The 25788-nt window shown below is 74.0% G+C and carries 23 protein-coding genes; 9 read left to right on the forward strand and 14 right to left on the reverse strand.

The features are described from left to right. Window positions 1-547: 547 nt before the first annotated feature. Window positions 548-1771, forward strand: a complete 1224-nt coding sequence (locus ACFV4P_RS09175) for an aminotransferase class V-fold PLP-dependent enzyme (protein WP_380468961.1) — start codon at window positions 548-550, stop codon at window positions 1769-1771. A 4-nt stretch (window positions 1772-1775) separates the two neighbouring features. Further along, window positions 1776-1940 (forward strand): hypothetical protein, encoded by a 165-nt coding sequence (locus tag ACFV4P_RS09180; protein WP_380468963.1) that lies wholly within the window; start codon window positions 1776-1778, stop codon window positions 1938-1940. A gap of 52 nt (window positions 1941-1992) precedes the next feature. Here the strand turns inward: ACFV4P_RS09180 and lepB are convergent, their stop codons facing one another. The 4 genes from lepB to ACFV4P_RS09200 all read right to left on the reverse strand — a co-directional run bounded on the left by lepB (window position 1993) and on the right by ACFV4P_RS09200 (window position 5575). Beyond that, window positions 1993-2796: a signal peptidase I gene (gene lepB / locus ACFV4P_RS09185; RefSeq protein ID WP_380468965.1), complete on the reverse strand. Its 804-nt coding sequence runs from the start codon at window positions 2794-2796 to the stop codon at window positions 1993-1995. A 225-nt stretch (window positions 2797-3021) separates the two neighbouring features. After that, complete coding sequence (gene cutA, locus ACFV4P_RS09190) at window positions 3022-3348, reverse strand: divalent-cation tolerance protein CutA (protein ID WP_380468967.1); 327 nt, start codon at window positions 3346-3348, stop codon at window positions 3022-3024. Window positions 3349-3639: 291 nt separating this feature from the next. After that, window positions 3640-4497 carry a carbohydrate-binding protein gene (locus ACFV4P_RS09195; RefSeq protein ID WP_380468970.1) on the reverse strand — a complete coding sequence of 286 codons (858 nt, stop codon included), beginning with the start codon at window positions 4495-4497 and terminating at the stop codon, window positions 3640-3642. Window positions 4498-4705: 208 nt separating this feature from the next. Further along, on the reverse strand, window positions 4706-5575 hold the full coding sequence (locus ACFV4P_RS09200; protein ID WP_073809326.1) for a helix-turn-helix domain-containing protein: 870 nt from the start codon (window positions 5573-5575) through the stop codon (window positions 4706-4708). A gap of 151 nt (window positions 5576-5726) precedes the next feature. Between ACFV4P_RS09200 and ACFV4P_RS09205 the strand changes: the two genes are divergently transcribed. Both ACFV4P_RS09205 and ACFV4P_RS09210 read left to right on the forward strand, forming a co-directional pair. Further along, window positions 5727-6956, forward strand: coding sequence for a glycosyltransferase 87 family protein (locus ACFV4P_RS09205; RefSeq protein ID WP_380468973.1), 1230 nt, complete (start codon window positions 5727-5729; stop codon window positions 6954-6956). Window positions 6957-7126: 170 nt separating this feature from the next. Beyond that, the gene (locus tag ACFV4P_RS09210; RefSeq protein WP_380468975.1) at window positions 7127-8272 is read left to right on the forward strand and encodes a glycosyltransferase family 4 protein; all 1146 of its coding nucleotides are present in this window, start codon (window positions 7127-7129) and stop codon (window positions 8270-8272) included. Here ACFV4P_RS09210 and ACFV4P_RS09215 read toward each other — a convergent pair. Together ACFV4P_RS09215 and ACFV4P_RS09220 are read right to left on the reverse strand one after the other, a co-directional pair. After that, window positions 8257-8736 (reverse strand): TrmO family methyltransferase, encoded by a 480-nt coding sequence (locus tag ACFV4P_RS09215; RefSeq protein WP_380468977.1) that lies wholly within the window; start codon window positions 8734-8736, stop codon window positions 8257-8259. The two genes, ACFV4P_RS09210 and ACFV4P_RS09215, sit on opposite strands and share 16 nt — an antisense overlap. A gap of 32 nt (window positions 8737-8768) precedes the next feature. Further along, entirely contained in the window at window positions 8769-10103 is a 1335-nt protein-coding gene (locus ACFV4P_RS09220; protein WP_380468979.1) for a Tat pathway signal protein, read from the reverse strand. Window positions 10104-10296: 193 nt separating this feature from the next. Here ACFV4P_RS09220 and ACFV4P_RS09225 point away from each other — a divergent pair, with 193 nt between their 5' ends. Then, window positions 10297-10755 carry an ATP-binding protein gene (locus ACFV4P_RS09225; RefSeq protein ID WP_380468981.1) on the forward strand — a complete coding sequence of 153 codons (459 nt, stop codon included), beginning with the start codon at window positions 10297-10299 and terminating at the stop codon, window positions 10753-10755. On the opposite strand, the gene ACFV4P_RS09230 is transcribed toward ACFV4P_RS09225, so the two are convergent. From ACFV4P_RS09230 to ACFV4P_RS09245, 4 genes are all read right to left on the reverse strand, one after another. Continuing rightward, window positions 10722-11393, reverse strand: a complete 672-nt coding sequence (locus ACFV4P_RS09230; protein ID WP_380468985.1) for a response regulator — start codon at window positions 11391-11393, stop codon at window positions 10722-10724. The two genes, ACFV4P_RS09225 and ACFV4P_RS09230, sit on opposite strands and share 34 nt — an antisense overlap. Further along, window positions 11378-12646, reverse strand: a complete 1269-nt coding sequence (locus ACFV4P_RS09235; RefSeq protein ID WP_380468987.1) for a sensor histidine kinase — start codon at window positions 12644-12646, stop codon at window positions 11378-11380. The genes ACFV4P_RS09230 and ACFV4P_RS09235 overlap by 16 nt, the downstream gene beginning before the upstream one ends. Before the next feature lie 168 nt (window positions 12647-12814). Continuing rightward, window positions 12815-13309: a hypothetical protein gene (locus tag ACFV4P_RS09240; RefSeq protein WP_380468989.1), complete on the reverse strand. Its 495-nt coding sequence runs from the start codon at window positions 13307-13309 to the stop codon at window positions 12815-12817. Between the two features lie 51 nt (window positions 13310-13360). After that, the gene (locus ACFV4P_RS09245) at window positions 13361-14152 is read right to left on the reverse strand and encodes a DeoR/GlpR family DNA-binding transcription regulator (RefSeq protein ID WP_073809337.1); all 792 of its coding nucleotides are present in this window, start codon (window positions 14150-14152) and stop codon (window positions 13361-13363) included. A 145-nt stretch (window positions 14153-14297) separates the two neighbouring features. Here ACFV4P_RS09245 and galK point away from each other — a divergent pair, with 145 nt between their 5' ends. Continuing rightward, window positions 14298-15443, forward strand: a complete 1146-nt coding sequence (galK, locus tag ACFV4P_RS09250) for a galactokinase (RefSeq protein ID WP_380468991.1) — start codon at window positions 14298-14300, stop codon at window positions 15441-15443. A gap of 137 nt (window positions 15444-15580) precedes the next feature. On the opposite strand, the gene galT is transcribed toward galK, so the two are convergent. After that, a complete protein-coding gene (galT, locus tag ACFV4P_RS09255; protein WP_380468993.1) occupies window positions 15581-16663 on the reverse strand; it encodes a galactose-1-phosphate uridylyltransferase in 1083 nt (360 codons plus the stop codon). 199 nt (window positions 16664-16862) lie between these two features. Here galT and ACFV4P_RS09260 point away from each other — a divergent pair, with 199 nt between their 5' ends. Continuing rightward, complete coding sequence (locus ACFV4P_RS09260; protein WP_380468995.1) at window positions 16863-17774, forward strand: hypothetical protein; 912 nt, start codon at window positions 16863-16865, stop codon at window positions 17772-17774. A 99-nt stretch (window positions 17775-17873) separates the two neighbouring features. On the opposite strand, the gene ACFV4P_RS09265 is transcribed toward ACFV4P_RS09260, so the two are convergent. Then, window positions 17874-18281: a DUF5997 family protein gene (locus ACFV4P_RS09265; RefSeq protein WP_380468997.1), complete on the reverse strand. Its 408-nt coding sequence runs from the start codon at window positions 18279-18281 to the stop codon at window positions 17874-17876. A gap of 58 nt (window positions 18282-18339) precedes the next feature. On the opposite strand from ACFV4P_RS09265, the gene ACFV4P_RS09270 reads away from it, so the two are divergent. Together ACFV4P_RS09270 and pgm are read left to right on the forward strand one after the other, a co-directional pair. Beyond that, entirely contained in the window at window positions 18340-19113 is a 774-nt protein-coding gene (locus ACFV4P_RS09270) for a LysR family substrate-binding domain-containing protein (RefSeq protein ID WP_380469000.1), read from the forward strand. Between the two features lie 102 nt (window positions 19114-19215). Then, window positions 19216-20859 carry a phosphoglucomutase (alpha-D-glucose-1,6-bisphosphate-dependent) gene (gene pgm, locus ACFV4P_RS09275; protein WP_073809355.1) on the forward strand — a complete coding sequence of 548 codons (1644 nt, stop codon included), beginning with the start codon at window positions 19216-19218 and terminating at the stop codon, window positions 20857-20859. 65 nt (window positions 20860-20924) lie between these two features. Here the strand turns inward: pgm and ACFV4P_RS09280 are convergent, their stop codons facing one another. Together ACFV4P_RS09280 and ACFV4P_RS09285 are read right to left on the reverse strand one after the other, a co-directional pair. After that, entirely contained in the window at window positions 20925-23882 is a 2958-nt protein-coding gene (locus ACFV4P_RS09280) for a hypothetical protein (RefSeq protein ID WP_380469002.1), read from the reverse strand. Further along, complete coding sequence (locus tag ACFV4P_RS09285; RefSeq protein ID WP_380469004.1) at window positions 23882-25738, reverse strand: HSP90 family protein; 1857 nt, start codon at window positions 25736-25738, stop codon at window positions 23882-23884. Before ACFV4P_RS09285 ends, ACFV4P_RS09280 begins: the two co-directional genes overlap by 1 nt. Window positions 25739-25788: the final 50 nt, after the last annotated feature.

Consider the following 25788-nt stretch of genomic DNA (forward strand, 5'->3'; position numbering starts at 1 on the left):
TGGCCCGTCCCCCGGCCGCAGGAGACGGTCGGCCGAGACGGGCCGGTCAGTGGGGTGTCCAGTCGATGGAGTGTCCGGTCGGCGGGGTGCCCGGTTGGCGGGGTGCTCGGTCGCCGGGGTGCCCGGTTGGCGGGGTGCCCGGTCGGCGGGGTGCCCGGTCGGCGGGGTGCCCGGTTGGCGGGGTGCCCGGCGGTCCGCGTTCGCGGCGGTCAGCGTTCGCGGCGGGTGCGCGGCGGCCGCGGGGTGCGGGCGGTCGGGCGCGCGGTGCCGAGCGGGCGGCGCGGGGCGGGGATGGCCGGCGGGCGGGACTTCTGGAACATGCGGGGATCCTCGTTCTCGTGCGGCGGCCCACCCGTGGGACGGGGCGGGTCGGGGTGCGACCAGGATGCGGCACCCGCTCGGCCGCATCCGGACGGCGCAACGGGAAGCCACCCGAACGGGCCACCGGGCCCGCCCGCGAGGGCCGGTGGGTGGCTGTGTCAGGATCGGGCAGCAGGCCGCCCCCGGTCAGGGCGCGGGCGGCCGGACCTGAGAAGGAAGAGGGACTGTGACAACCGTCGTCGCCCCCAAGCCGCTGCTGCTCCAGGACGGGCGGCCGGCCGCCGCCGGCTGGTCGCTGGACACATCGATGCGGCATCTCAACCACGGCTCGTTCGGGGCGGTGCCGCTGGCCGCGCAGCGCGCCCAGCAGGATCTGCGGGAGGAGATGGAGCGCGCCCCGGTGGTGTGGTTCCCGGAGCTCCCCCGCCGGGTCGCCCGGGCACGGGCCGCGATCGCCGAATTCCTGCGCGTCCCGGCCGAGTTCACGGCACTGGTGCCGAACGCCAGCGCGGGCGCGAGCGCCGTGTACAACAGCCTGCCGCACCGGCCGGGCGGCGAGGTGCTGGTCACCGACCACGGGTACGGGGCGGTCACCATGGGCGCGGCCCGGCTGGCCCGGCGCTGGGGCGGCACGGTCCGCACCGCGCACGTGCCGCTGGCGGCGGGGCCGGAGGAGGCCGCGGCCGCGATCCTGGAGCAACTCGGCGACCGGACGGCGCTGATCGTGCTGGACCAGATCACCTCCGCCACCGCGCGCCGCCTCCCGATCGACCTGATCGGCCCGGTCGCCCGCGAGCGCGGCATCCCGCTGCTGGTGGACGCCGCGCACGTCCCGGCCCTGCTGGAGGATCCGCGGGCGGGCCTGGACTGCGACGCCTGGGTCGGCAACCTGCACAAGTTCGGCTGCGCGCCGCGCGGCACCGCCGCGCTCGTCGCCCGGGGCGAACTCCGGCACACGCTCTACCCGTTGATCGACTCCTGGGGTGCGGAGGAGCCGTTCCCGACCCGTTTCGACACCCAGGGCACGGTGGACGCCACCAGCTACCTGGCCGCGCCGACCGCGCTCGACTTCGTCGCCGACCAGTGGGGTTGGCCGGAGGCCCGCCAGTACATGACCGAACTCGCCGACTACGCCGAGGAGTTGATCGGCGAGTCGTTCACCGCGGCGACCGGCGAGCCGGCCGCGGCCGAGGTCGGCATGCCGGTCAACGCGCTGCGGCTGGTCCGGCTGCCGGCCGGGCTGGGCCGGACCAGGCTGGAGGCGGACGCCCTGCGGGACCGGCTGGCAACGGAGTTCGGCGTCGAGTCGGCGTTCACCAGCTTCGGCGGGACGGGGTACTTCCGACTGTCCACGCACGTGTACAACACGGCCGCGGACTACGAGTACTTCGCCGAGAAGTGCGTCCCCGTGGTGTGCGACTGGGCGGCGAAGGCCCGGCAGGAGGCGTAGCGGGATGCCGAAGGGCGAGCGGCGGGTGCAGGTGGAGCTGCCGACGGAGCTCGCGGAGTGGCTCCAGGGCTTCGCCGAGATCTCGCACCGGACGGTCACGGACGTGGTGCGCGGCCTGGTGGAGGAGGAACGGCGACGGGTGGAGGCGAACTGGTCCCGCCCGTCGTGACCGCCGCGACCGGCCGGTGGCGGCCGTCACCGGCCGTCACCGGCTTTTGCGGCTACGGGAGTTGGTAGTCGAGGTGGATGCGGTGGGTGCCGTCCTCGTCGATCACGATGCCGCCGGTGCCGGTGATGCCGGCCAGGGCCCCGGTGCCGCTGCCGGGGACGACGACGAAGTATTCGCCGTCGCGGCCGGTGCCCAGCGTGGTGGCGGAGTGCGCGAAGTTGAACGCTCCCTCGGAGTCGTGCAGGCGGCCCGCGAAGGACTCCATGGCGAGGTAGGTGCCGACGCCGGCCGCCGCCATCAGCAGCAGGCCGAGCAGGCCCACCGCGCCGATCACCCCCACGGTCCGGGCGGTGCCGGGCCGGTCGCGGGACTCCACCGCGGCCAGCGGGATCGGGCCCCACATCCGGGAGTCGATCGAGTTCGCGCGCCAGTCGCCCAGCACGAACATCTCGCCGTCGGGAACGGTGGTGTCGAAGCAGCGGTAGCCGTTGACTCCCCCGCCCCGCAGGTACGGCTCGTCGAGCGGCGCGCCGTTCAGCTGCACGGGCTGGTCGCCGCACTGGGAGACGTGGTCGCCGCCGACGGCGATCACCCGCTTCAGGGCGGAGATGGCCGGCTCGTCGGGCGCGACGGGGTAGCGCAGGATCACCACGTCCCCGCGCCGGACCTGCTCCGGCTCGACGGCGGTCACCACGACGGCCGTACCGGCCGGGTAGGTGGGCCGCATCGATCCGGAGGAGATCACCACCCGCCGGGGCCCGAGGTGAATCCCGTACCCGATCCCGCCGGCCGTCAGCAGCACACCGAAGACCCCCAGGATCACCGCCGCCTTGCCGAGCTTGCCCCATCGCCGCATCTGTACACCCGCCGCTTGCCGAACATGCCGAACGCCCGCACTGCTCGCACGGGCGTTCGGGATTCTAGCGATGAACGACGGCCTGTCGGTCCGCCGTCCGGGCCTGCACCCGCCGCTGGTCGTCGGAGGCCTTGACACGGCGCGGCTCCTCGGTGGGCGGTCTGCGTCCGGAGCGTAGGCGAGCGGCCGTGCGGGCTGCGAGTGGTTTGTCGGGCCGCGAGCGATCTATCGGGCCGCGGTCTCCGCGCCCAGCCAGGCCAGGTAGCCGGACGCCCCGGAGGTGATCGGCACCGCGATCACCTCCGGGGTGTCGTACGGGTGCAACTCGACGATCCGGTCGGCGAGTTGTTCCGCGAGGGAGGCTCTGGTCTTGAGGTCGACGCGCCATTCGGCGGTGTCCTGGACCTCGCCGTCCCACCAGTACACGGAGCGGACGGCGTGGACCTGGGCGCAGGCGGCGAGGCGCTCGGAGACCAGGGTGGCGGCGAGGGCGCGGGCGGCGTCCTCGTCGTCGTGGGTGGTGGTGACCACCAGGTGCTGGGGCTCGGTCATGGGCCGAGCCTACGGGGGTCGGGGAGGGAGGCACTGGGTTGCTTCGGGTGGGAAGCGCCGAGAGTTCCGGGCGGTGTCGCCCGGCGTCCCGACGGTGGTGCGCCGTGGCGGCCCGGGCACCCCGCGCTCGGGCCGCCACGGCGCTTGACGGTTGACGGCCGCACCTCCGGTTTTCCCCTCCCGGGTGTGGGGCCGTGCCGCCGCTTCGGATGGCTCGTCACCGTCCGGCGGGCCGGAGCCCGCCGTCGGGCGAGTGGCGCCGCTGGCCGCGCCGCGTGGGGGTGGGCGCGGTCAGCGGCGGGACCAGAGGGCGGGAACGTTCGGGGGCTCCCAGCCGGCGAAGGCGGTGTGCGCCTGGATGCAGACGTAAGTGACGCCGTTGTAGGTGACCTGGTCGCCGGCCTTGTAGCTGGTGCCGGCCTGCCAGGTGGTGGTGCCGCCCGGGGAGGAACTCGGGCTCGGGCTGGGCGAGTTGCCGGTCGGGCTGCTGCTCGGCTTCGGCGTGCCGTTGACGTTGAGCACGAAGTCGAAGCTCGCCTGGCTGCCGTTGCCGACCTGGCGGACCGTCATCACCAGCTTCGGGTCGAAGATCGAGTCGGTGGCGTTGCGCGGCTCGTTCGGGAAGTACAGCTGCGTGGTCAGGATCGACTGCCCGGGGGCCTGCACCTTGACGTGGATGTGCCGGGTGCGGCCCGGGTAGAGGCCCGGGATGATCGTGGTCAGCGTGTACGCGCCGTTGGCGTCGCTGAACTGGTGGCCGCGGAAGGTGTAGCCGCTGTTGTCGTAGTTGCCGTTGGTGTCGGCCTGCCAGAAGTCCAGCAGCGCACCGGAGATGGGCGCGCAGTTGCGGCCGAACACGTAGCCGCTGACGGTCAGCGGAGTGCCCTGGGTGCCCGGGGTGACCAGGTTGGTGCGCAGCGGGGAGCCGGGCTTGAAGTAGGGGCCTTCGATCTGCGCGCCGGTGGGCGCGTCGCCGTCGTGGCAGTCCGGCGTGAGCGGGACGGACGTGCCGCCGGCCGCGGCGGTGTCGCGGGCCAGGGCGGTCCCGCCGCCGATCAGCACCGGGACGGCGCCGGCCAGGGCGGCGGCCTTGAGCAGACTCTTCCGGCTGATCTGCCGGTCGCCCAGGGGGTTGTGGGGGGTGGACATGGCTCTCCGTTCGGCTGCTTCGTCGGACGCCGCACGCCCGGATCCCGTGGTTGGGACATGACACCTGGAGAGGTCGGGTGCCCCCGTGCGGCGCGCTGTGGGGTTCCTCAGACGCTAGGCCCTGCCGGGCGGGCCGTCGATGGACGGGGGCCGCCGGACGTGGTGCATTCCTCAGCCGAGCTTTACCCGCCGTTGACGCTCCGCCCCTTCATCCCACGCGCTCACGGAACTGCCCCGGGGTGCGGCCGACTTCGCGGCGGAAGAAGCGGCAGAAGTACGCCGGATCGGAGAATCCGGCCGCCACGGCCACCTGACGGATCGTCATGTCCGTGGTGGCGAGCAGGCGTTTGGCCTCCAGGGTCTGCTGCTCGCGGATCAGCCGGGCCGGGGTGCGGCCGGTGGCCTCCTTCACCACCTCGTGCAAGTAGCCTGCGGAGACGCCGAGTTCGCGGGCCAACGCGAGCACCGAGCGGTCGGCGCGGTCGGCCTCGGCGATCAGTCGGGCGAACCGGTCCACCAGCGGATGCACCGCCGGACGCGGCGCGGCCGCCGCCTCCCCGCCCTCGCCCTGCCGGGCTGCCCGCAGCGCCCGCACCAGCAGCACGTGCAGCAGCGCCTGCAGCACGCCCAGCCCGCCGTCCAGGCCGGCCTGGTACTCGGCGGTCAACTCCGTGAGCAGCCGGGAGAGTTCGCCGTGCCCCTGGCGCGACGGCCGGGACACCGCGGTGCCGGCCAGGGCGCGCAGCAGGGCGAGGTCCTCCGGGTGGCGGTGCAGGAAGTCCTCGTTGAACAGCAGTACCCAGCCGTCGAGTTGGCGCGCCCGCGCCCAGTGGTGCACCTGCCCCGGCAGCACCACGTACAGTGCCGGCGGCTCGATCCGGTACTCCGCGAGGTCGACGACGTGTGTCCCGCTCCCCTTGGTCACGTAGATCATTTCGTAGAACGAGTGCCGATGCGGGAAGTCCGCCCTGGACAGTGGCCCGATGGAGTCGAAGCTGCCGGCGGCGAACGGCAGCAACCCCGGGTCCGGGACGTCCAGGTCGTGCAGTTCCAGGCCGGCGGGCGGTCGGAGCGTCATGCGGGCCAGTGTGCGCGGACTCCCCGCCCACCGTCCAGTGGTACAGACCAGGGGCGGGTGGTGGCACCCGGCCCGGGGTAGGGAAAAGTCGACCACCAGGTCTCGACCTGGGCCCGCTGACGTCGGCCTCCCCGCCGACTGGACTGGACGGGTGTCCACCACTCCCCTTCAACTCCTCTCCCACCAGCGCTGGTTGTGGCCCGCCGGCTGGCTGCTCTGCGCCGGCTGGGCGGCCGCGTTTCCGCTGCTCTCGCCGCTCGGGCCGCACCGCGACTGGGGCGTCGTCGCCGCGTTCGGCTACCTGCTCGCCGCGGCCCTCTCGTGGCACCGCAACGGCCGGCTGCTCTCCGCCCTCGTCGCGCTGGTCGCGTCCGGGCTGCTCCCGCTCGCCCACGCCGTCCTGACCGGCGAGGGCCAGAGCGAGGTCACCGTCATCGGCCGCGCCGGCGCCTCGCTGCTGACCCACGGCTCCCCGTACCTCGCCTCCCCCGCCTCCGTCCTGGAGCTCACTCCCTATCTCCCGGCCATGGCCGCCTTCGGCCTGCCCCGCGCCCTGCTCGGCCCGCACGCCGCCCTGGGCGACCCCCGCCTGTGGTGCGCGGCGACGTTCCTGGCGACGGCGGGCGGCACCTGGCGGGTGCTGCGCCGGGGCGGACGCTCCGCACCGCACCGCACCCGGTCGCAGGCGTCGTGCGCCCTGGCGCTGGTGGCCTCGCCGGTGGTGGCCTTGCCGTTGGCGGTGAGCGGGGTCGATCTGCCGATGACCGGGCTGCTGTGTCTGGCGCTCGCGCTCGCCTCGCGGCGGCAGGCGGGTGGGGCCGGGCTGGCGCTGGCGGTGGCGTGTGCCATCAAGTGGACGGCGTGGCCGGCCGTTCCGGTGGCGGTGGCGTTGCTGGCGGCGGTGGCCGGTCGGCGGGCGGCGTGGCGGTGCGCCGGGGTCGCGGTGACGGTGGCGACCGCGCTGATCGCCCCCTGGATGGTGCTGGCGCCCGGGCCGATGCTGCGTCAGGTGTTCGCGTTCCCGCTCGGCCTCGGCGAGTGGAAGACGCCTGCCGCGAGCCCGCTCCCGGGCCGCCTGCTCACCCAACTCGTCCCCGGTGGCTGGTGGTTGGCCCTCGCCCTGCTGCTGTTCGGCGGGGCCGCGGTCGCGGTGTCGCTGGTCCGACGCCCGCCCCTGGACGCGGTCGCGGCGGCCGACCGCCTCGCGGTCGGGCTGGCCCTGGCGTTCCTGCTCGCACCGGCCGGCCGCTTCGGCTATCTGGCGCTGCCCGCGTTCCTGGCCGTCTTCACCCGCCTGCTCGCCGACCGGACGCGGCCACCGGCGACCGTCGGCCACCCCAGCCCCACGGCCCCCCGACCCGCCGCCGCACTGGCCACCTGACCGTCCACCGTCTCGCGGTCGGGCCGGCCTTGGCGTTCCTGCCCGCACCGGCCGGCCGCTCCTGCTACCCGGCACTGCCCGCGCCCCTGGCCGCCCTCACCCGCCTGGCCGCCGACCGGACGCGGCCACCCCTCCCCCCCCTGACCATCACCCGAACTGCGAGGCGCACCATGGCCACCACCCTCATCGTCACCAACGACTTCCCACCCCGGCAGGGCGGCATCGAGACCTTCGTCCACGCGATGGCCGTCCGGGTCCCGGACCATGACGTGGTCGTCTACACCTCCGCCGAACCGGGCGCGGCCGCGTTCGACGCGACGCTGCCGTTCCCGGTGGTCCGCGACCCGTCGCGTCTCCTGCTGCCCACCCGCAGGGTGACCCGGCGGGCGGTCGAGCTCGCCCGGGCACACGGCTGCGACCGGGTGTGGTTCGGGGCAGCCGCGCCGCTCGCGGCGATGGCACCGGCCCTGCGGCGCGACGGCGGCGTGCAGCGGCTGGTCGCCACCACGCACGGGCACGAGATCTGGTGGGCCCGGACGCCCGGCGCCCGGAGCGTGCTGCGACGAATCGGCGCCCACTGCGACGTGGTCACCTACCTCGGCGAGTACACCCGCCGCCGGATCGCCCCCGCGCTCGGCCCGCAAGCGACCCTCTCCCGCCTGGTCCCGGGCGTCGACCCGTCGCTGTTCCGCCCCTCGGCGACCGCGCGCCGGGCCGTTCGCGAGCAATTCGGCCTGGGGAACGCACCGTTGATCCTCTGCGTGGCCCGCCTGGTACCGCGCAAGGGCCAGGACATGCTGATCCGCGCCCTCCCGGCGATCCGCCGCCGCGTCCCGGGCGGCACCCTGCTGCTGGTCGGCCGGGGCCCCGACGAGACCCGCCTGCGCGGGCTGGCCGCACGCCACGCCCCGGGCGCGGTCGTCTTCGCGGGCGGCCACGAGCACGCCGCCACCGCCTCCTTCTACGCGGCGGCCGACGTCTTCGCCATGCCGTGCCGCACCCGCCGCGCAGGCCTGGAAGCAGAGGGCCTCGGCATCGTCTACCTCGAAGCGTCCGCCACCGAACTCCCCGTCGTGGCAGGCCGATCAGGCGGCGCCCCGGACGCCGTCCTCCCCCACCGCACCGGAGCCGTGGTCGACGGCCGCGACCCCGCCGCCGTCGCCGACGCCGTCTCCTCCTACCTCGAAGACCCCTCCCACGCCCGGGAGTTCGGCCGCACCGGCCGCCACTGGGTCCAGCAGGAATGGACCTGGGACACCTCCGCCGCCCACCTCAACGCCCTCCTCGCAGCGAGGGAGCCTCACCGGGCGAAGTAGTCACCCAGCATGTCGCTGCTCCACTGCGCCTGCCGGACCTCCCCGCGCGGACCGAACTCGGCGAACCAGGGCTTCACATCGAGCACGGGCGTCCCGTCGACGGCGTCGAGGTCCTCGACGTGCAGGTCCAGGCCGTCGACCTTCAACAGCCGGCAGCGGGAGACGCCGAGCCAGTTGAGCCGGCGCATGTTCCGGTGGCCGAAGATGCCGACCTCCGGCCAGTCCGGGTTGTCGCGCGGGCGGCGGGCGCCGAGGTTCAGGTCGGCCGGGTCGGTGAGGTGGAAGCGGAAGACGACCTCCAGGTGCGAGAAGTCCTCCAGCCCCTTGGTCGCGTCCGCCGTGAACCGGCTGCCGTCGAGCCGGATCACCGCACGCGTCCCGCCCCAGTGGTCATCGGTGGGCTCGGCCCGGCCGCCGACCACCCGGCCGAGCGCCTCCACCTCGAACATCTCACGATCGGTCATGCTCAATTCCTCTCCCCTGAGGGTCAGTTGGTTCACGCGGTGGCGTCGAGGTACGCGGCCGCCCTGGTGTCGACCGCCTCGATGCTGCGGATGCCCCGCTGCCGGAACGGGGACAGTTCGGTCCGCATCCGCTGCGCGAGCTTCCGGGTCCGGCCCGACCGGACCGGCCCCATCGCGTCCAGGGCGGCCGTCCACGTCGCGCACCCTTCCTCAAGATTCTTCAACTGCACCTGGACGGCGCCCAGGTAGCCCAGCGTGACGGCATAGGTCCGAGCGAACGCGGTCGCCTTCCTGGTCGCCACGCTGTGCCGGAACTCCTTCTCCGCACCCGCAAGATCACCCATGTCGCGCAGCGCGTTGGCGGTCTCGTGCGCGAGGCTCGCTTCGGCGAAGAAGAACACCCGGGCCGGCTCCTCGTCGTCCGATTCGGCTGCGGCCAGGTCCCGTTGGGCCCGGAGCAGCGCACCGGTCGCCGCCGAGTGCCGGCCGGTCGCGGCCAGCCCTCGGGCGTGGATCACGCCGAGCAGCGCACGCTCCCTCGGGCAGGCGCGGGCGTAGCGGTCCCCGCCGATCGACGCGGCGGCGAGGTCGAGCGCCTGCTTCGGATGCCCCAGGTCGAGCGCCTGGTGCGCCATCGCCCGCAGGACGTGTCCGGCCAGCGCCGGGTCCTCGGCCTCGGCGGCCAGCCGGACGGCCAGCCCGAAGTACGTCTGCGCCGCCGCGTGATCGGCGTTGTCGAACGCCATCCACCCCGCGACGTAAGCGAGTTCGGCTCCCGCCGACATCATCCGGCGACGCGTCTCCGCCGAGCCGAACGAGCCTTGCAGGAACCTTGTGACGTCACTCGTCAGATACTGGGCGACGGCGGTTCGAGCATGGCCGCCACCACGCCGCTGATCGACCTGCGAGAACAGGCCCGTCATTTCGCGGACCGCCTCCACGTCCGCCACCCCGACCCGCCGCCCGTCGGCCCCATCCCGCCCCGCGCCCGCCCTCGCCATCGAATCCCACCACCCCTCGCCGGGCAGGACGAGCGCACCGAGCGAGTAACTCATCAGCCGTAGTGCGGTGCTGCGATCCACGTCCACGTCATCCACGTCGATTCGTCGAAGACCGGCAAGGACGCTCAGCGTATCCAAGCTCCAATCCCGGAGATCGCTCACCTCCTCGGCCAGGCCCAGGTCGGCCGCCGTGACGGTCCGCCGCAGCCGACCGGACAGCACAGCGGCCAGGTGGAGCGGCATGTTCCCCGACGGGATGACGCTGTAGCGCACCCAGTGACTGATGAGCGACTTGCCCGGCCGGGCATCGTCCCCGTGCCGACCAGCGACGATCGCCAACTCGTGAGCCAGCCGGTCGTAGGTCATCCGGGACTCCTTGATGGCATCCCGAAGGCGCTCGTTGACCCGAACCCGCCTCGCCACCACGACCCCTGACCACTCGTTAAACGCCTCAAACTGCCCAGAGTAGCCAACACCTTACTGCCCGTGGTCGAGTGCGGTTGTCTTGAGCGGGCGGACGGGGTCGGTCCGCGCATCCGCGACAGTGGAGGGAACGGGTATGGACGCCACGGTGCACGGGCTTCGGGTGTGGGAGCAGGCGTTAGCGGCAACGCCCGCCTCGGTGCGGCTCGCCCGACACGGCGTCGCCGAGGCCCTGCAGGCCTGGGGCTGGCATCCGGACCGGGCAGCGGATGTGGTGCTGATCTGCTCGGAACTGGTCACCAATGCGATCCGGCACGCCTGCCGCATCGGGGAGTCGGTGCCCGTTCGGCTTGAGGAGGCCGACGGGGGCTGCCGGATCGAGGTCCGCGACGGCCGGTCCGACGTGACGCCCGTGCTGCGCCCGTCCGGGATTCGTGGCGACGGCCAGGGCCTGCGGCTGGTGGCCGAGTTGGCGGTGGGCTGGGGCGTGGGAACCGGGCGTGGGACGAAGACCGTGTGGGCCCGAGTGGCGGCCGGCTCCTCGGTGTCCGAAGCCCTGTCTCAGGACGGGTCGGCGGTGGCGTGGTCGCGGTAGGCGAGGACGGCGAGGACGCGGCGGTTGCCCTCGGTGGGGTCGAGGTCGAGCTTCATGAAGATGTTGCCGGCGTGTTTGACGACGGAGGCTTCGGTGACGGTGAGGCGGTGGGCGATGGTCTGGTTGTTGAAGCCTTCGGCCATCAGGGCGAGGACTTCGTGTTCGCGGGGGGTGAGGCGGCGCAGCGGGTCGTCGGCGGTGCGGTGGGCGAGCAGGATGCGGACGACTTCGGGGTCGATGACGGTCTGCCCGGCGGCGACGCGTTCGAGGGCGTCGGTGAAGTCGGCGACGTCCATGACGCGGTCCTTGAGCAGGTAGCCGAGGCCGCCCCGGTCGGCGGTGGACGCGCCGAGCAGGCGGGTCGCGTAGGCGGTGGCGACGTACTGGGAGAGGACCAGGACGGGCAGGCCGGGGTGGCGTTCGCGCAGGTAGAGCGCGGCGCGCAGGCCCTCGTCGCGGTGTTCGGGGGGCATCCGGACGTCGGTGACGACCACGTCGGGGCGGTCCTCGTCGACGGCCCGGATCAGTTGCTCGGCGTCGCCGACGGAGGCGATGACGCGGTGACCGAGCCGGGTGAGGAGTTCGGCGAGACCGGCCCGGAGCAGCACGGCGTCCTCGGCGATCACGATCCGGAGCACGGCACCTCCAGGCGCAGGCGGGTCGGCCCGCCGGTGGGGCTGGTCACGGTCAGGCGTCCTCTCAGGATGGCGACCCGATCGGCGAGGCCCTGGAGGCCCGCGCCGGTGGCGGGGTCGGCGCCGCCGCGACCGTTGTCGGTGACGGACAGCACCAGTGTGTCACCGTCCAGCACGCCGTGAACGGCGATCTCGTCGGCGTCGCTGTGCTTGGCGGCGTTGGTGAGCGCCTCGGTGACGGTGAAGTACGCGGCGCTCTCGACCGGCCCGGGCAGCCGTCGCGGCAGGTCCATCTCGACCAGCACCGGCACGGGGTGCCGCAGCGCCAACTCGGCGACGGCGGCGGGGAGTCCGTGGTCGGTGAGGACCTGCGGGTGGATGCCGCGCACCAGCGTGCGCAGCTGGTCGAGCGCGAGCCGGGCCTCGCCGCGGGCGCGGGCGACGAGCTCGGCGGCGGGGCCTTCCTGGCCGCGCAGTTCGAGTTCGGCGAGGCCCAACGTCATGCCCAGCGCCACGAGTTGCTGCTGCGCGCCGTCATGCAGGTCGCGCTCGATCCGTCGCCGCTCGGCCTCGAACGCGTCCGCCAACCGGGCCCGGGAGCGGGTGAGTTCGACCACCTGCGCACCGAGGTCCTCGTCCCGGACGGTCAACAGCAGCCTGGCGAGGCGGACTTGCGCGCCGGCCACCAGCGCCCCGCTGTACCCGGCGACCACCAGCCCGAGCAGGCCGAGGGCACTCGCCGCCAGCCCGTCGAGCGGGCCGGACACCGGCCGCCCGGGGATCAGCATCACGGTGTCCGGCTGCACCGCCCAGATGAACACCGGTGCGGCCAGCAGGAGCAGGGAGCACCCGAGCACCACGGCGAACGCCAGCCCGACGGCGGCGAAGACGGTGGACTGCACGGCGACGTACCCGAGTTCACGCCAGGTCGCCCGCTCCCGCAGCCGCGCGCGAAGCCACTGCCGCGCCACCGTCCGGTGCGGATCGGGCAGCGGGGACGGCTCGACCAGCCGCAGCCGCCGACGCTCCACCGCGCCGACCGGAACGCCGAGCGTCGCCGTCGCGGCAAGGATCGGCAGCCCGACGCCGAGCACCGACAACGCGACGCCCACCACCAACCCGACGACCAGCATCAGCAGCACCAGCACGCCCTGCACCGCGCCGCTCAGCAGCAACGCCCAGACCCGCCACGGCCACCCGGACACCAGGAACCGCACGGGCCGCCGCCGCACCGCCGCCCACACCGCGACGTCCATCCGCGCGCCTCCCCGTTGCCGTTCCCGCCCGACTCTAACCGGCCGGGAGGCGCGGGAGTTCGCCCACGTCACCCACGTCGCCCTCGTGGTCGCCGGGCCCTGCGGATCGGAGGCCCGGGGTGTCAGGACCCCGAACCCCCGGACGTCAGGACCCCGAAGCCCCGGGCGTCAGGCGTCGGCGTCCTTGCGGAAGCGCTTGGCGAGCGCCGGATCCGACTCCCACCACAGGCCGCTGCCGCCGCCCTCCTCGGCCGCGCCGGCCGGGGCGGGGAGCGCGGCGAGGGGTTCCGGGTCGGCCCGCAGGCGGAACATCAGGCCGGGGGCCAGGTAGAAGACCGCGCCGAGCAGGAAGACGGTCGTCACCGCGTAGATCGGGGGCACGGTGAACCCGGCGACGACCGGGAGGAACAGCGCGTAGCCGAGTCCGGTGCTGCGGGCGGTGATCGAGGTGTCGCTGTCCTCGCCCACCTGCACCGTCAGGGCATTGGATCTGGTGCGGTCCTTGGAGGTGACCCGCACCTCGCGGGTGCCGGCCGCGGCCGGGAACCGGGCGACGTCGCCCTGTCGCACCCGGCCGACCGGCTCCCCGTCCACCAGGACGGTGAACGTCCCCGCCCGTCCGATCCCCGACTGCTCCGCGCGCACCACGACGGTCCCGGCCATTGACCCCCCAAACGTGTCTGATCATGAGTGAAGCGGGGCCAAGGATAGGGCTCAGACGAGCAGGAGTTCGCCGCAGGCCTCGGAAAGGGCCGCCCGGGCGTCTGCGGGGAGCTCGTGGTCGGTGATGAAGCAGTCGAGGTCGGTGAGGGCCGCGAAGCTGCTGAGGCCGACGACGCCCCACTTGGTGTGGTCGGCGACGGCGACGGTGCGGTGGGCGGAGGCCATCAGGGCGCGGTTGGTCTGGGCCTCGGCGAGGTTGGGGGTGGTGAGGCCCGCGCGGTCGCTGACGCCGTGCGCGCCGATGATCAGCAGGTCGACGTGCAGGGAGCGGATCGACTGGTCGGCGAGCGGGCCGACCAGCGCGGCGGAGCGGGTGGGCGCGCCGCCGGTGAGCAGGAGCGCGGGGGCGTCCTCGCCGCGTTCGGCGGTGTGCGTGCGCAGGAGTTCGGCGACGGGGAGGGAGTTGGTGACGACGGTGAGGCCGGGGACGTCGAGCAGGCGGGCGGCGACGGCGTAGGTGGTGGTGCCGGCCGAGATCGCGACCACGCTGCCGGGCTGGACCTGCGCGGCGGCGGCTTCGGCGAGCGCGGCCTTGGTGTCGGTCTCCAGGCCGGACTTGGCCTCGAAGGCGGGCTCCTCGGCGGCGGCGGTGCGGGCGACCGCGCCGCCGTGGACCTTGCGGACGGCTCCGGTGCGGGCGAGGGCGTCCAGGTCGCGGCGGACGGTCATGTCGGACACGCCGAGCCGCTCGACGAGTTCGGCGACCTTGACGGCTCCGTCGCGGCGCACCTGGTCGAGGATCAGCGCCCGTCGCTGGGCGGCGAGCAGTACGCCGTCGGTCACTCGGATCCTCCGCCTGGGCACAAGGGGGTGCTGGGAAGCCGTCAGCATAGTCGACCGGGCGGATCACTGTTCGGCTCTGGTGCTGTGTGTTTGAATATGTTGGATATCCCCTGCCTTGAATATCCCTCGCCTGCTGGAGTGCCCGATGACCACCGACGCCGCCGACGCCTTCATCGCCGCCTACGGCGACGCCCCCGACGGCGTGTGGGCCGCGCCCGGGCGGATCAACGTGATCGGTGAACACACCGACTACAACGAGGGGTTCGTACTTCCGGCGGCGCTCCCGCACACCACCCGGGTGGCGGCCCGCCGCCGCACCGACGGCGTGATCCGGCTGACCAGCGCGCAGGGCGACGGCAAGGTCACCGAGCTGGCCCTGGACGGGCTCGCGCCGGGCGCGGCGCCGGGCTGGGCGGCGTACCCGGCGGGCGTGTTCTGGGCGCTGGCGCAGGCCGGCCACCCGGTGGGCGGAGCGGACCTCGCGTTCACCTCGGACGTGCCGACCGGCGCGGGCCTGTCCTCCTCGGCGGCGCTGGAGTGCGCCACCGCGATCGCCCTGGACGAGCTGTTCGGCCTGGGCCTGGACGCGCCGACCCGGGCGCTGCTCGCACAGCGCGCCGAGAACGACTTCGTGGGCGTGCCGTGCGGCGCGCTCGACCAGATGGCGTCCAGCTGCTGCGTCGCGGGCCACGCGTTCTTCCTCGACACCCGGACGCTGGCCGGCCGCCAGGTGCCGCTGGACCTGCCCGCGGTGGGCCTGTCGCTGCTGGTGATCGACACCCGGGTCAAGCACGACCTCGGCGACGGCGCGTACGCGGCGCTGCGGGCGGGCTGCGAGCGGGCCGCCGAGCTGCTGGGCGTGCGGGCGCTGCGCGACATCGGCATCGCGGAGCTGGCGGCGGCCGAGGAGCGGCTGCCGGCCGAACTGCGGCCGCTGCTGCGGCACGTGGTGACGGAGGACCAGCGGGTGCTGGACACCATCCGGCTGCTGGACGCGGGCGAGCCGCGGGCGCTCGGCCCGGTGCTGACGGCCGGGCACGCCTCGCTGCGCGACGACTACCGGGTGTCCTGCCCGGAGACCGACCTCGCGGTGTCGGCGGCGAACGCGGCCGGCGCGCTGGGCGCGCGGATGATGGGCGGCGGCTTCGGCGGCTCGGTGCTGGCCCTGGTCGACACCGACCGGCTGGCGGACGTCGAGCGGGCCGTGCGCGCGGCGTTCGCCGAGGCCGGGTACGTCGACCCGCAGGTCTTCCCGGCCGTCCCCTCGCAGGGCGCGCACCGCATCGCCTGAGCGCGCACGCGGAACGAAGCGGCAGGAACGACGACGCACGAACGAAGCCGCAGGAACGACGAAGCAGGAACGACGAAGCCCCGCCCGGGAACTTCCCTTCCCCGGGCGGGGCTTCGCGGCTGAGGAGGCCAGGGGGCCTACAGCTCGCGCAGGGTGCGGGCGGCGGTCTCGGGGCGGATGTCGTTCATGAACGCGCCCATGCCGGACTCGGTGCCGGCCAGGTACTTGAGCTTGTCGGCCGTCCGCCGGATGGTGAACAGCTCCAGGTGCAGGGCGAGTTCGGCCTCTGCGGGGCGCGGCGCCTGGTGCCAGGCGGAGATGTAGGGGGCGGGTGCGGGGAACAGCCGGTCGAAGCGGCGCAGCAGGTCGAGGTAGATCCGGGGGAACTCGGCGCGGGCGGCCTCGTCGAGGGCGGTGAGGTCGGCGACCCGGCGGTGCGGGTACAGGTGCACCTCGTAGGGCCAGCGGGCGGCGAACGGGACGAACGCCGTCCAGTGCTCGCCGGCCAGGACGACCCGGGAGTCCGGCCGGCCGGTGGTGGCGCGTTCGGCGGCGAGGACGTCGTCGTACAGGTTGCGGCCGGTGGCCTCCCGGTGGGCGGCGACCTTGGCGAGGGCCTGTGCGGTGCGCGGGGTGACGTACGGGAGGGCGTAGATCTGGCCGTGCGGGTGGCCGAGGGTGACGCCGATGTCCGCGCCGCGGTTCTCGAAGCAGTAGACCTGCCGGACGTCGGGGCGGGTGTGCAGTTCGGCGGTGCGGTCGGTCCAGACGTCCAGGACGAGGCGGGCCTGCTGTTCGGTCAGGTCGGCGAAGGACGCGCCGTGGTCGGGGGTGAAGCAGACCACCTCGCACCGTCCGGTGCCGGGGGCGAGCGTGTACGGGCCGTCCGACCAGGGGGTGACGTGCTGGGCGGAGGAGCCGGCCAAGGACGGGAAACGGTTCTCGAACACCGCCACCTGGTAGTCCCGGGCGGGTACTTCACCGGCCCTGCCGTCCCGGGACGGGCACAGCGGGCACTGGTCGGCCGGCGGGTGGTAGATGCGGCCCTGCCGGTGTGCGGCGATGGTGACCGCGTCCCCGGTGAACGGGTCGACCCGGACCTCGGAGGCGCTCGCCGCCGGGTCGAGCGGCCGCGTGTCGACGACGTCGCGCACGGCGGGCTCGGTGTCGAAGTAGATCAGTTCCCGGCCGTCGGCCAGCTTGGTCACCGTCTTGTGCACGGCGGCGCTCCCTCGGTATTCGACCATCACATCAAACATTTTCAAACATGAAGCAGCACAATGCAACATCCGCGGGTCGGGAGGGTCGAACCCGGGGTCGCACCCGGGGCCGGCGGCGCACCGGGAAACCCGGTGCAGGGCCGTCGGGGCCATCGGCTAGAGTCCGCCCCGAAAGACCGAAACGCCAGGGGGAGTTCAGATGTTCAGGACCGGACGTACGCTTCTTGCCGCCACCGCCGTCGTGCTCGCACTGACCGCGACGGCCTGCGGCAGCAAGGGCGCCGACGGAAGCGCCGCGGGCACCGGAAAGGCCGCGGACAGCAAGAGCTCGGGGACCGACGCGGCCAAGGAGCTGACGCCCGCCGCGATGCTCGCGATGGTGGGCGAGAAGACCAGCGCGGCCAAGTCCGCCAAGACCGAGGCCACCATGCAGATCGGCGCCACGAAGGCCAGCAGCATGAAGGGCGCGATCTCCTGGGAGCACGGCCTCAACGGCGAGCTGACCGGCACCATGGGCGGCCCGATGGCGGAGACCCTCAGCAAGGCCGGCAGCGACGGCACCTTCACCGCGCGGTACCTCGACGACGCGATGTACGTGAACATGGGCGCCGCGATGGCCGGTCAGCTGGGCGGCGCGCACTGGATCAAGTACGGGTACGCGGACCTCGCGAAGCTGATGGGCGCGGCCGGCGACAGCATGAAGAACCAGCTGCAGAACGCCGACCCGGTCTCGTCGGTGCGGGCGCTGATCGCCTCCGGCAAGGTCGACAAGGCCGGCACCGAGAGCGTGAACGGCGTTCAGGCCACCAAGTACGCCGGTGACCTCTCGGCGACCGACATCGCCCAGGCCACCACCAAGGGCCTCACCCAGGCGCAGGCGGACGCCCTGCAGAAGCAGTTCGCCGCCGCCGGGATCACCAGCGACCACATCGAGGTCTGGGTGACCGCCGACAACCTGCTGGTCAAGAAGGTCGAGCAGATGCAGAGCAAGGCCGGCGAGATCACCTCGACGGCGACCTACTCCGACTACGGCACCGCGGTCAGCACCACTCCGCCGAGCGCGAGCGACACGGTGGACTTCACCAAGCTCGTGCCGGGCGCGAAGAGCTGACCCGTCCCGACGACGCAACGCCCCGGCACGGACGATCCGTGCCGGGGCGTTCGGCTGTCCACGATCAGCGATCAGGCGGTCAGCGGTCCGGGTCGCGGGCTACTTCTTCTTCGCGGCCGGCTTCTCCTTCGCGGCCGGCTTCTCCTTGAGGCGCTGGGTCTCCTTGCGGACCTCGGCCTGGATGGTGCGCTCGCGCTGCAGCCAGTCCGGGTTCTCGTCGCGCAGGGCGTTGATCTGCTCGGTGGTGAGGGCCTCGGAGACGCCGGCCCGGTTCAGGCCGGTGACGGAGATGCCGAGGCGGGCGGCGATCACCTGGCGCGGGTGCGGGCCGTTGCGGCGCAGGTCGGCGAGCCACTGCGGCGGGGTGGTCTGGAGGGCGTTGAGCTCGTCGCGGGAGACGACGCCCGCCTGGAACTCGGCGGGGGTCGCCGCCAGGTAGATCCCCAGCTTCTTGGCCGCGGTCGCGGGCTTCATGGTCTGGGAGCTCTTGGGCTTGGGCGTAGTCATGGACCAAGGGTATAGGGAGTGCGCACCTGCCCAGGTCACGGTAGGTAGCCTGGACGGTGTGACCGAGATCGAGCAGCCCTCCGATTCCTTCCGCCTGGTGTACGTGCCGGGCGTGACCCCGACCAAGTGGCTGCGGGTGTGGGGTGAGCGGCTGCCCGACGTCCCGCTGGAACTGGTGCAGGAGACGCCCGTCGCCGGGCACGGCCTGCTGCTGTCGGGCGGCGCGGACGCGGGCCTGGTGCGGCTGCCGGTGGACCGGACGGTGCTGAGCGCGATCCCGCTGTACACCGAGACCACCGTGGTGGTGTTCCCGAAGGACCACTGGCTGGCCGCCGCCGAGGAGGTCTCCGTCGCCGACCTCGCCGAGGAGGTCGTCTTCCACCCGCAGGACGACGTCCTGGACTGGCCGGACGGCGCTCTGCCGGGCCGCCCGGCGTTCGAGCGGCCCGCGACGACGGCCGACGCGATCGAGCTGGTGGCGGCGAACGTCGGCGTGCTGGCCGTGCCGCAGTCGCTGGCCCGGCTGCACCACCGGCGCGACCTGACCTACCGCACGCTGGCGGACGTCCCGCAGTCGCAGGTGGTGCTGGCCTGGCCGGAGGCGGCGACCACCGACCTGGTCGAGGAGTTCATCGGCATCGTCCGCGGCCGCACCGCGAACAGCTCCCGCGGCCGGGCCGCCACCGAGCCGGCGAAGAAGCAGCCCGCGGCCAGGAAGGCCCCCGCCAAGGCCCAGCAGAAGCCCCAGCAGAAGTCGCAGCAGAAGCCGCGGACGGGCCAGCGCGGTACGACGAGCCGTCAGGCCCCGGCGAAGCGCGGGCGCAAGCGGTAGGGCCTGTCCGGTCTCCCGGCGGCGTTCCCGCAGGTGGCGCGGTGTGGCCCCGATGATGGTCGGCGGGCATCCTTGCCGTACCGACCGAGGAGAGAAGCCACGATGGTGCATGCACGGGCCGGGCAGCCGGCGCAGCCGCAGGACCTGATCGACGTCGCTCGCCTGGTGACGGCCTACTACGCCTTGCACCCGGACCCGGCGGAGGTCGGGCAGCGGGTGGCGTTCGGCACGTCCGGCCACCGGGGTTCCTCGGTGAAGTCGGCGTTCAACGAGGACCACATCGCGGCGACGGCGCAGGCGATCTGCGACTACCGGGCCGAACAGGGCACCACGGGGCCGCTGTTCCTCGGCATCGACACGCACGCGCTGTCCGAGCCGGCCCGGGCGACGACCCTGGAGGTGCTGGCGGCGAACGGCGTGACGGTGCTGCTGGACACCGCGGACGGCTACACGCCGACGCCCGCCGTCTCGCACGCCGTGCTGGCGCACAACCGCACGCTGCCCGCGGCGCTCGCGGACGGCATCGTGGTGACGCCCTCGCACAACCCGCCCGCCGACGGCGGGTTCAAGTACAACCCGCCGCACGGCGGCCCGGCGGACTCCACGGCCACCGGCCGGATCGAGCGGCGCGCCAACGAGCTGCTGGCGGGCGGATTGAAGGAGGTCCGCCGGATTCCGTACGCGCGGGCGCTGGCGGCCGACACCACCGGCCGCTACGACTTCCTGGGCCGGTACGTGGACGACCTGCCGGCGGTGCTGGACCTGGACGCGGTCCGGACGGCGGGGGTGCGGATCGGCGCGGACCCGCTGGGCGGCGCGTCCGTCGCCTACTGGGGCCGGATCGCCGAGACGCACCGGCTGGACCTGACGGTGGTCAACCCGCTGACCGATCCGACCTGGCGGTTCATGACGCTGGACTGGGACGGGAAGATCCGGATGGACTGCTCCTCCCCGTACGCGATGGCCTCGCTGATCGAGCAGCGGGCGGCGTTCACGCTGGCCACCGGCAACGACGCGGACGCCGACCGGCACGGCATCGTCACGCCCGACGGCGGGCTGATGAACCCCAACCACTACCTGGCCGTCGCCATCGACTACCTGTACCGCAACCGGGAGGGCTGGCCGGCGGCGGCCGCGGTCGGCAAGACGCTGGTGTCCTCCTCGATGATCGACCGGGTGGCGGCGGGGCTGGGCCGGGAGCTGCTCGAAGTCCCGGTCGGCTTCAAGTGGTTCGTGGACGGGCTGCTGAACGGGACGGTGGCGTTCGGCGGCGAGGAGTCCGCCGGGGCGTCGTTCCTGCGCCGCAACGGCACGCCGTGGAGCACCGACAAGGACGGCATCCTGCTCGCTCTGCTGGCCTCCGAGATCACCGCCGTCACCGGCCGCACCCCGTCCGAGCACTACCGCGACCTGACGGCCCGGCACGGCGACCCGGTGTACGCCCGGGTGGACGCCCCCGCGAACCGTGAGCAGAAGGCCGCCCTCGCGGCGCTGGACGCCTCCCGGGTGACGGCCTCCGAGCTGGCGGGCGAGCGGATCACCGCCGTGCTGACCGAGGCGCCGGGCAACGGCGCGGCGATCGGCGGGCTCAAGGTCTGCACCGAGAACGCCTGGTTCGCGGCCCGGCCGTCCGGCACCGAGGACGTGTACAAGATCTACGCGGAGAGCTTCCTCGGCGCCGACCACCTGGCGCGGGTGCAGGACGAGGCCCGCGGCCTGGTCGGCGAGGTGCTGGAGCAGGCCTGACCGCGTACGGAGGGCCCGCCGGGTTCCCGGCGGGCCCTCCGCACACGGCGGTCAGTGCGCGGCGGTCAGTGCTGGCGGCGCAGGTGGGCGTGCAGGTCGGTGAGGTGGTCGGCGACCTGCGGTTCGCCGATCTCGCGGCACCAGGCGGCGGCCTGCTCCAGCCGGGTCAGCGCCTCCTGGGTGCGGCCGAGGCGGTTGCCTTCGAGCAGCGCGGCCCAGCGGATGGACTCGGCGCGGGCCCGGTTGCCGTCGGCGCCGTGGGCGGCGAACGCGGCGATGGCGAGTTCGATCTCGACGAGGGCCTCCTCGGGGGCGCCGACCTCGGCGAGGGTGCGGGCCCTGGTGTCGTGCAGGGTGCCCTCGACGCAGCCGAGCGAGACCTCCAGGCCGTCGCGCTCCGCGTCGGCGACGATCCGGGCGGCCTCGTCGAGTCGGGCGAGCGCCTGGTCGCGGCCGTCCTTGCCGCGCGCGCCGGCGGTGAGCCGGGCGAGGCGCAGCAGCATGTCGACGGCGGCGTCGGGGTGCGGCGCGGCGCGGTGACTGTCGAGGGCGCGCTGTCGGGCGAGGTCGGCGGCGGGCCACTGGTCGGCGCGGGCCAGGGCGACGGCGGCGTCGCAGGCGACCAGGGTGTGCACCTCCCGGTTGTGGTCCCAGCCGGCGGCGAGGTCGGCGACGTGCAGAAACTCCTCGGCGCTGGCGCGGTGTTCGCCGAGTTCGCGCAGCGAACGGGCCAGCGTGAGGCGGATCTGGGCCTGTTCGGTGGGGGCGAGGTCGGCGAACGCGGCCTCCAGCCGGACGGCTTCCAGGACGGCGGCGGCGTCGGCGTACCGGTCGGCCGTCGCCAGGACCTGGCCGAGTCGGCCGCGCGCGGTGGCGGCCTCGTCGGCCTGTCCGGCGTGGTCGTGGCGGGCCGCGGCGTCGGTGAACGCCCGTACGGCGGCGTCGAGTTCGCCGCGGGCGAGGTGGATGCGGGCGACCAGGTTCTGCAGCCGGGCGGGGGCGGCGGTGCGGTCGCCGTGCTGGGCGGCGATCGCCAGCGCCCGGTGGGCGAGTTCCTCGGCGCGCTCCAACTCCCCCTGTTCCATGGCGAATTCGGCCTGCCAGCCGTACACGGCGACCAGCTTCCAGGGCAGTTCGGCGGCCTCGATGCGGCGTTCGGCCTGCCGGATCATGTCGGCCGCGTCGTCCCGGCGGCCGGCCACGAAGTAGGCGCGGGCGAGGAGTTGGTCGGCGTTGATCTCGGCCGGCGGGTCGTCCTGGCGCTGCGCCTCCTCGCGCAGTCGGGCGACGGCGGCTTCCAGGCGGGTGACGTCGCGCGGCCCGGGACGGTCGTGGTCGCGGCCGTCGTCGTCGTGGTCGCGGTCGCGGCCGTCGTCGTGGTCGTCGTCGTGGTCGTGCGGGTCGGCGCCGGCCAGGTCCAGGTGGAACGCGGCGACGGCGCGGGCGTGCAGCACGGTGAGCAGGGCGTCGCCGGCCCGGGCCGCGCCGGCCTCGACCAGTTCGCGCACCTGCCGTTCGTACGCGTCGAGTTCGGCCGTCGGGTCGGTGTCCCGTTCGGGGATGGCGGCGGCGAGGGCGCGGCAGCCGATCGCCCGGGCGGGGCGGTCGGCCTGCTCGTAGTGGTCGGCGGCCTCGGTGAGGTGGGCGACCAGTTCCTCGTCGGGCAGGCCGTCCTTGCGGGAGCGCTGTTCGGCGAGTTCGGCCCGCAGCAGGACGTGCGGCCCGAGGTCGGGGTCGTCGGGGTGCTGGTAGCCGTCGGCGGTGACGAGGGCGTCGATGCGCCGCCACAGGGCGACTGCCTCGGGGTGCCGCCGGTCGTGCAACTCGCGGGCGCGGGCGACGAGTTCGGCGACGGTCTCGGGGGTGCCGGCGGCGGCCCGGTCGGCCGGGCGGGCCGGGGCGGGGGCGGGCGCGGGGGTGGCGGCGCGCAGGCCGAGGGCGAGCGGTTCGGCGAACAGCGGTGCGCGGCCGAGGCGTTCGCGGCGGGCGTCGCCGACGGCGGTGGTGCCGTTGCGGGCGTCGAAGCGGGCGGCGAGGGCGTCGCCCTCGGCGGTGAGTGCGGCGAGCAGTTCGGCGGCGGTGTGCCGGGTGCCGGGCGGGCCGGCCACCGGGACGTCGCCGTGGCCGGTGGCGTTCAGCCGGGCGAGCAACTGCTGGGCGCCGGTGAGGAAGTGCAGGCGGGCCAACGGGTCGCCGTGCTGGTCGAACAGGTCGCGGTTGTCGGCGAGGATCTCCAGGCCGCGCGGTTCGTTGCCGGTGAGGGCGCAGAACTCGACGTGCAGGCCGATCTCCTCGGCGGCGCGGGAGCGGCCGCGGGCCCACCGGTAGCCGGTGAGGTGGGCGGAGCGGGCGTCGTCGGCGCGGCCGGCGCGCAGCAGCGGCAGCAGTGCGTGGGCGCGGCTGACGTGCGGTTCCTCGGCGCAGGAGTGTTCGCCGTCGAACACCGGCTGCCAGATCGCGAGCGCCCGGTCGTCGTCGCCGAGCCGGACGAAGTGCCTGGCCTGGGCGCGCAGTTCGCAGGCCTGGCAGTCGCTGAACGCGGCGCGGGAGCGGGCGGCCCACAGGTCGAAGGCCTGCTCGACGTCGCGGCCGGTGAGCGCGGCGAGGTGGTACTGCTCGCCGTAGTAGGGCTGCAGGTCGTGGCCGGCGGTGCGGTAGTGCTCGCGCAGTTCGCCGTGCCAGCGGCGGACGGCCTCCAGCGGGACGTCGGGGACGCTGCGCAGGGCGTGCGCGACCCACTTGTAGCGCCAGTCGGTGGCGCGCTCGGCCCAGCCGTCGAAGGCGTCGGGGTGCTTGCTGCGCAGGGCGGCGATCCGGGCGAACACGACCGGGAGCTTGCGCCGTTCGGCGTCGTTCTCGTAGGCCTCCATCAGGTCGAGGAGGGCGTAGGCGAGCAGCTCGTGGTCGTCGAACTGCTCGGCGGCGTCGACGAGTTCCTCGGCGGTGACGGTGCGCCCGCGGCCGTGGGGCTGTTCGTCGTTGGCTCGCAGGGCGGCGCGGACGGCGTCGATGGTGTCGAGCATCACGGCTCCCGGTGCGGCGTGGTGGGCTCGTGGCCGAGCATCGCGTGGTCGAGCAGGGCGAGGAACGAGCGGTTCAGCAGGGCGGATTCGCTGGCCTTCAGCGGCCGCCGGGTGAGCAGCAGGGCCTGGCCGTAGAGCGCTTCCACGGTGGTGGTGGCGAGGTCGGGGTGCCGGATGGCGGCGGCGCGGCGGACCAGCGGGTTGAGGTGGTTGAGGACGAGTTGGGCGCGGGGCGCGGAGCTGCCCAGCGAGCCGAGGATGTCGGCCCACAACCCGTCGGCCTGGTCGGCGAGTTGGCTGCGGGTGCGTTCGTGCCGGGCTTCCCGGTCGTCGAGCAGCAGGGCGGGGGCGCTGCTGGGGTGGAAGGTGCGCAGCGCGACGTCGCAGTCGAACCGGCCGAGGACGTCGCGGGCGGCGGCGAGGAACGCGGCGGCGGCGAGTTCGGTGGCGGGGTCGACGTTGTCGAGGTGCGCGGTGACGGTGGCCGGGTCGAGGTCGGCGACGGTGGCGCCGCGGCGGATCTCGGGCAGCCGGTGGACCAGGTCGCGGTCGTAGGTGTAGCCGCCGTTGACGACGCCGAGTCCGGCCGCGCCGGCGATCGGGGCGACCTGGCGGAACTCCTCGACGGTACGGGTGACCAGGATGACGGGGTGGGCGCGGGCGAACTCGTCGAGGGTGACGTTGCCGTCGGTGGTCTCGAACGGCAGCCACGGCAGCAGCATCTTCAGCAGCTGGTCGTCGTGCCGGGCGAGCGACTTGACGGCGAGGTGGTGGATGGACAGGAAGCGGTGCAGCAGCGCCGGGTCGCTGGCGGACAGGCCGGTCAGCCAGTCGCGGATGCGCAGGCCGAGGGCGTCGCGGACGGCGGCGAGGGTCTCGTCGGCGTACAGCGCCTCGCGGGAGGCGGTGGGGCGCAGGCGTTCGGCGTCGACCACGCAGCGCACGAAGAACGCCCAGTCGGGGAGCAGTTCGTCGGCCTGGTCGGAGAGCAGCATGCCCTTGAGGTGGACGCGGTGGCCGGCCCGGCGGGACGGCGGGACGGCGTCGGGCAGCACGTAGGCGACGCCGCTGAGACCGACCAGCGGCAGGTCGAGGTCGATGACGTCGAGCGGGGTGAAGTCGAAGGTGTCGCGACAGTGCGCGGTGAGCGCCTCGCGGCGGGCCGCGGGGGTGTCGTGGCGGCGGGCCCACGGGGTGGGGGTCTCGCTGATCCGGGTGGAGCGGCCGGCCGCGTCGACGACCGTCACCTCGTGGCGCAGCAGGCTGCCGTAGTGGCGGGCGAGTTCGGTGACCCGGCGGGTGGAGGTCCACTCCTCGGCGTCGGCGCGCGGGGTGAGGGTGACGGTGGTGCCTGGCTGGGGGCGGGCGGAGCCGGGCAGGGTGGTGATGGTGTAGCGGCCGTCGGAGCGGCCGCGCCATTCGATCACCGGGGCGTCGGGGGTGCGGGCGGAACGGGTGCGGACGGTGATCTCGTCGGCGACCACGAAGCAGGCCAGCAGGCCGATGCCGAACTGACCGATGAACTCGGCGCGGGCGTCCGCGAGTTGGCCGGCGTCCAGGGCGCCGTCGGGGGTGCGCTTGGAGCTGCGGCCGATGGTGGCGAGGAAGGTGTGCACGTCGGCCTCGGTGAGGCCGACGCCGGTGTCGGAGACCGAGAACTCGTCGCCGGTGGTGACGGTGATCGCGGCGGGCGCGGCCGGGTCGAGCTGCCGGCGGGCGGTGATCGCGTCGACCGCGTTCTGCAGCAGTTCGCGCAGGTAGACGCGCGGGCTGGAGTACAGGTGGTGGGAGAGCAGGTCGACCAGTCCGCGCAGGTCCACCTGGAAGGTGTGCGCGCTGGAGTCGTTCGGGGTCACCGGGCGGGTCCTTCGCTTCGAGGTTCGGTGCGGGGTACGGGGTGCGGCCG

The organism is Kitasatospora sp. NPDC059795 (assembly GCF_042732175.1).
Taxonomy (GTDB): domain Bacteria; phylum Actinomycetota; class Actinomycetes; order Streptomycetales; family Streptomycetaceae; genus Kitasatospora.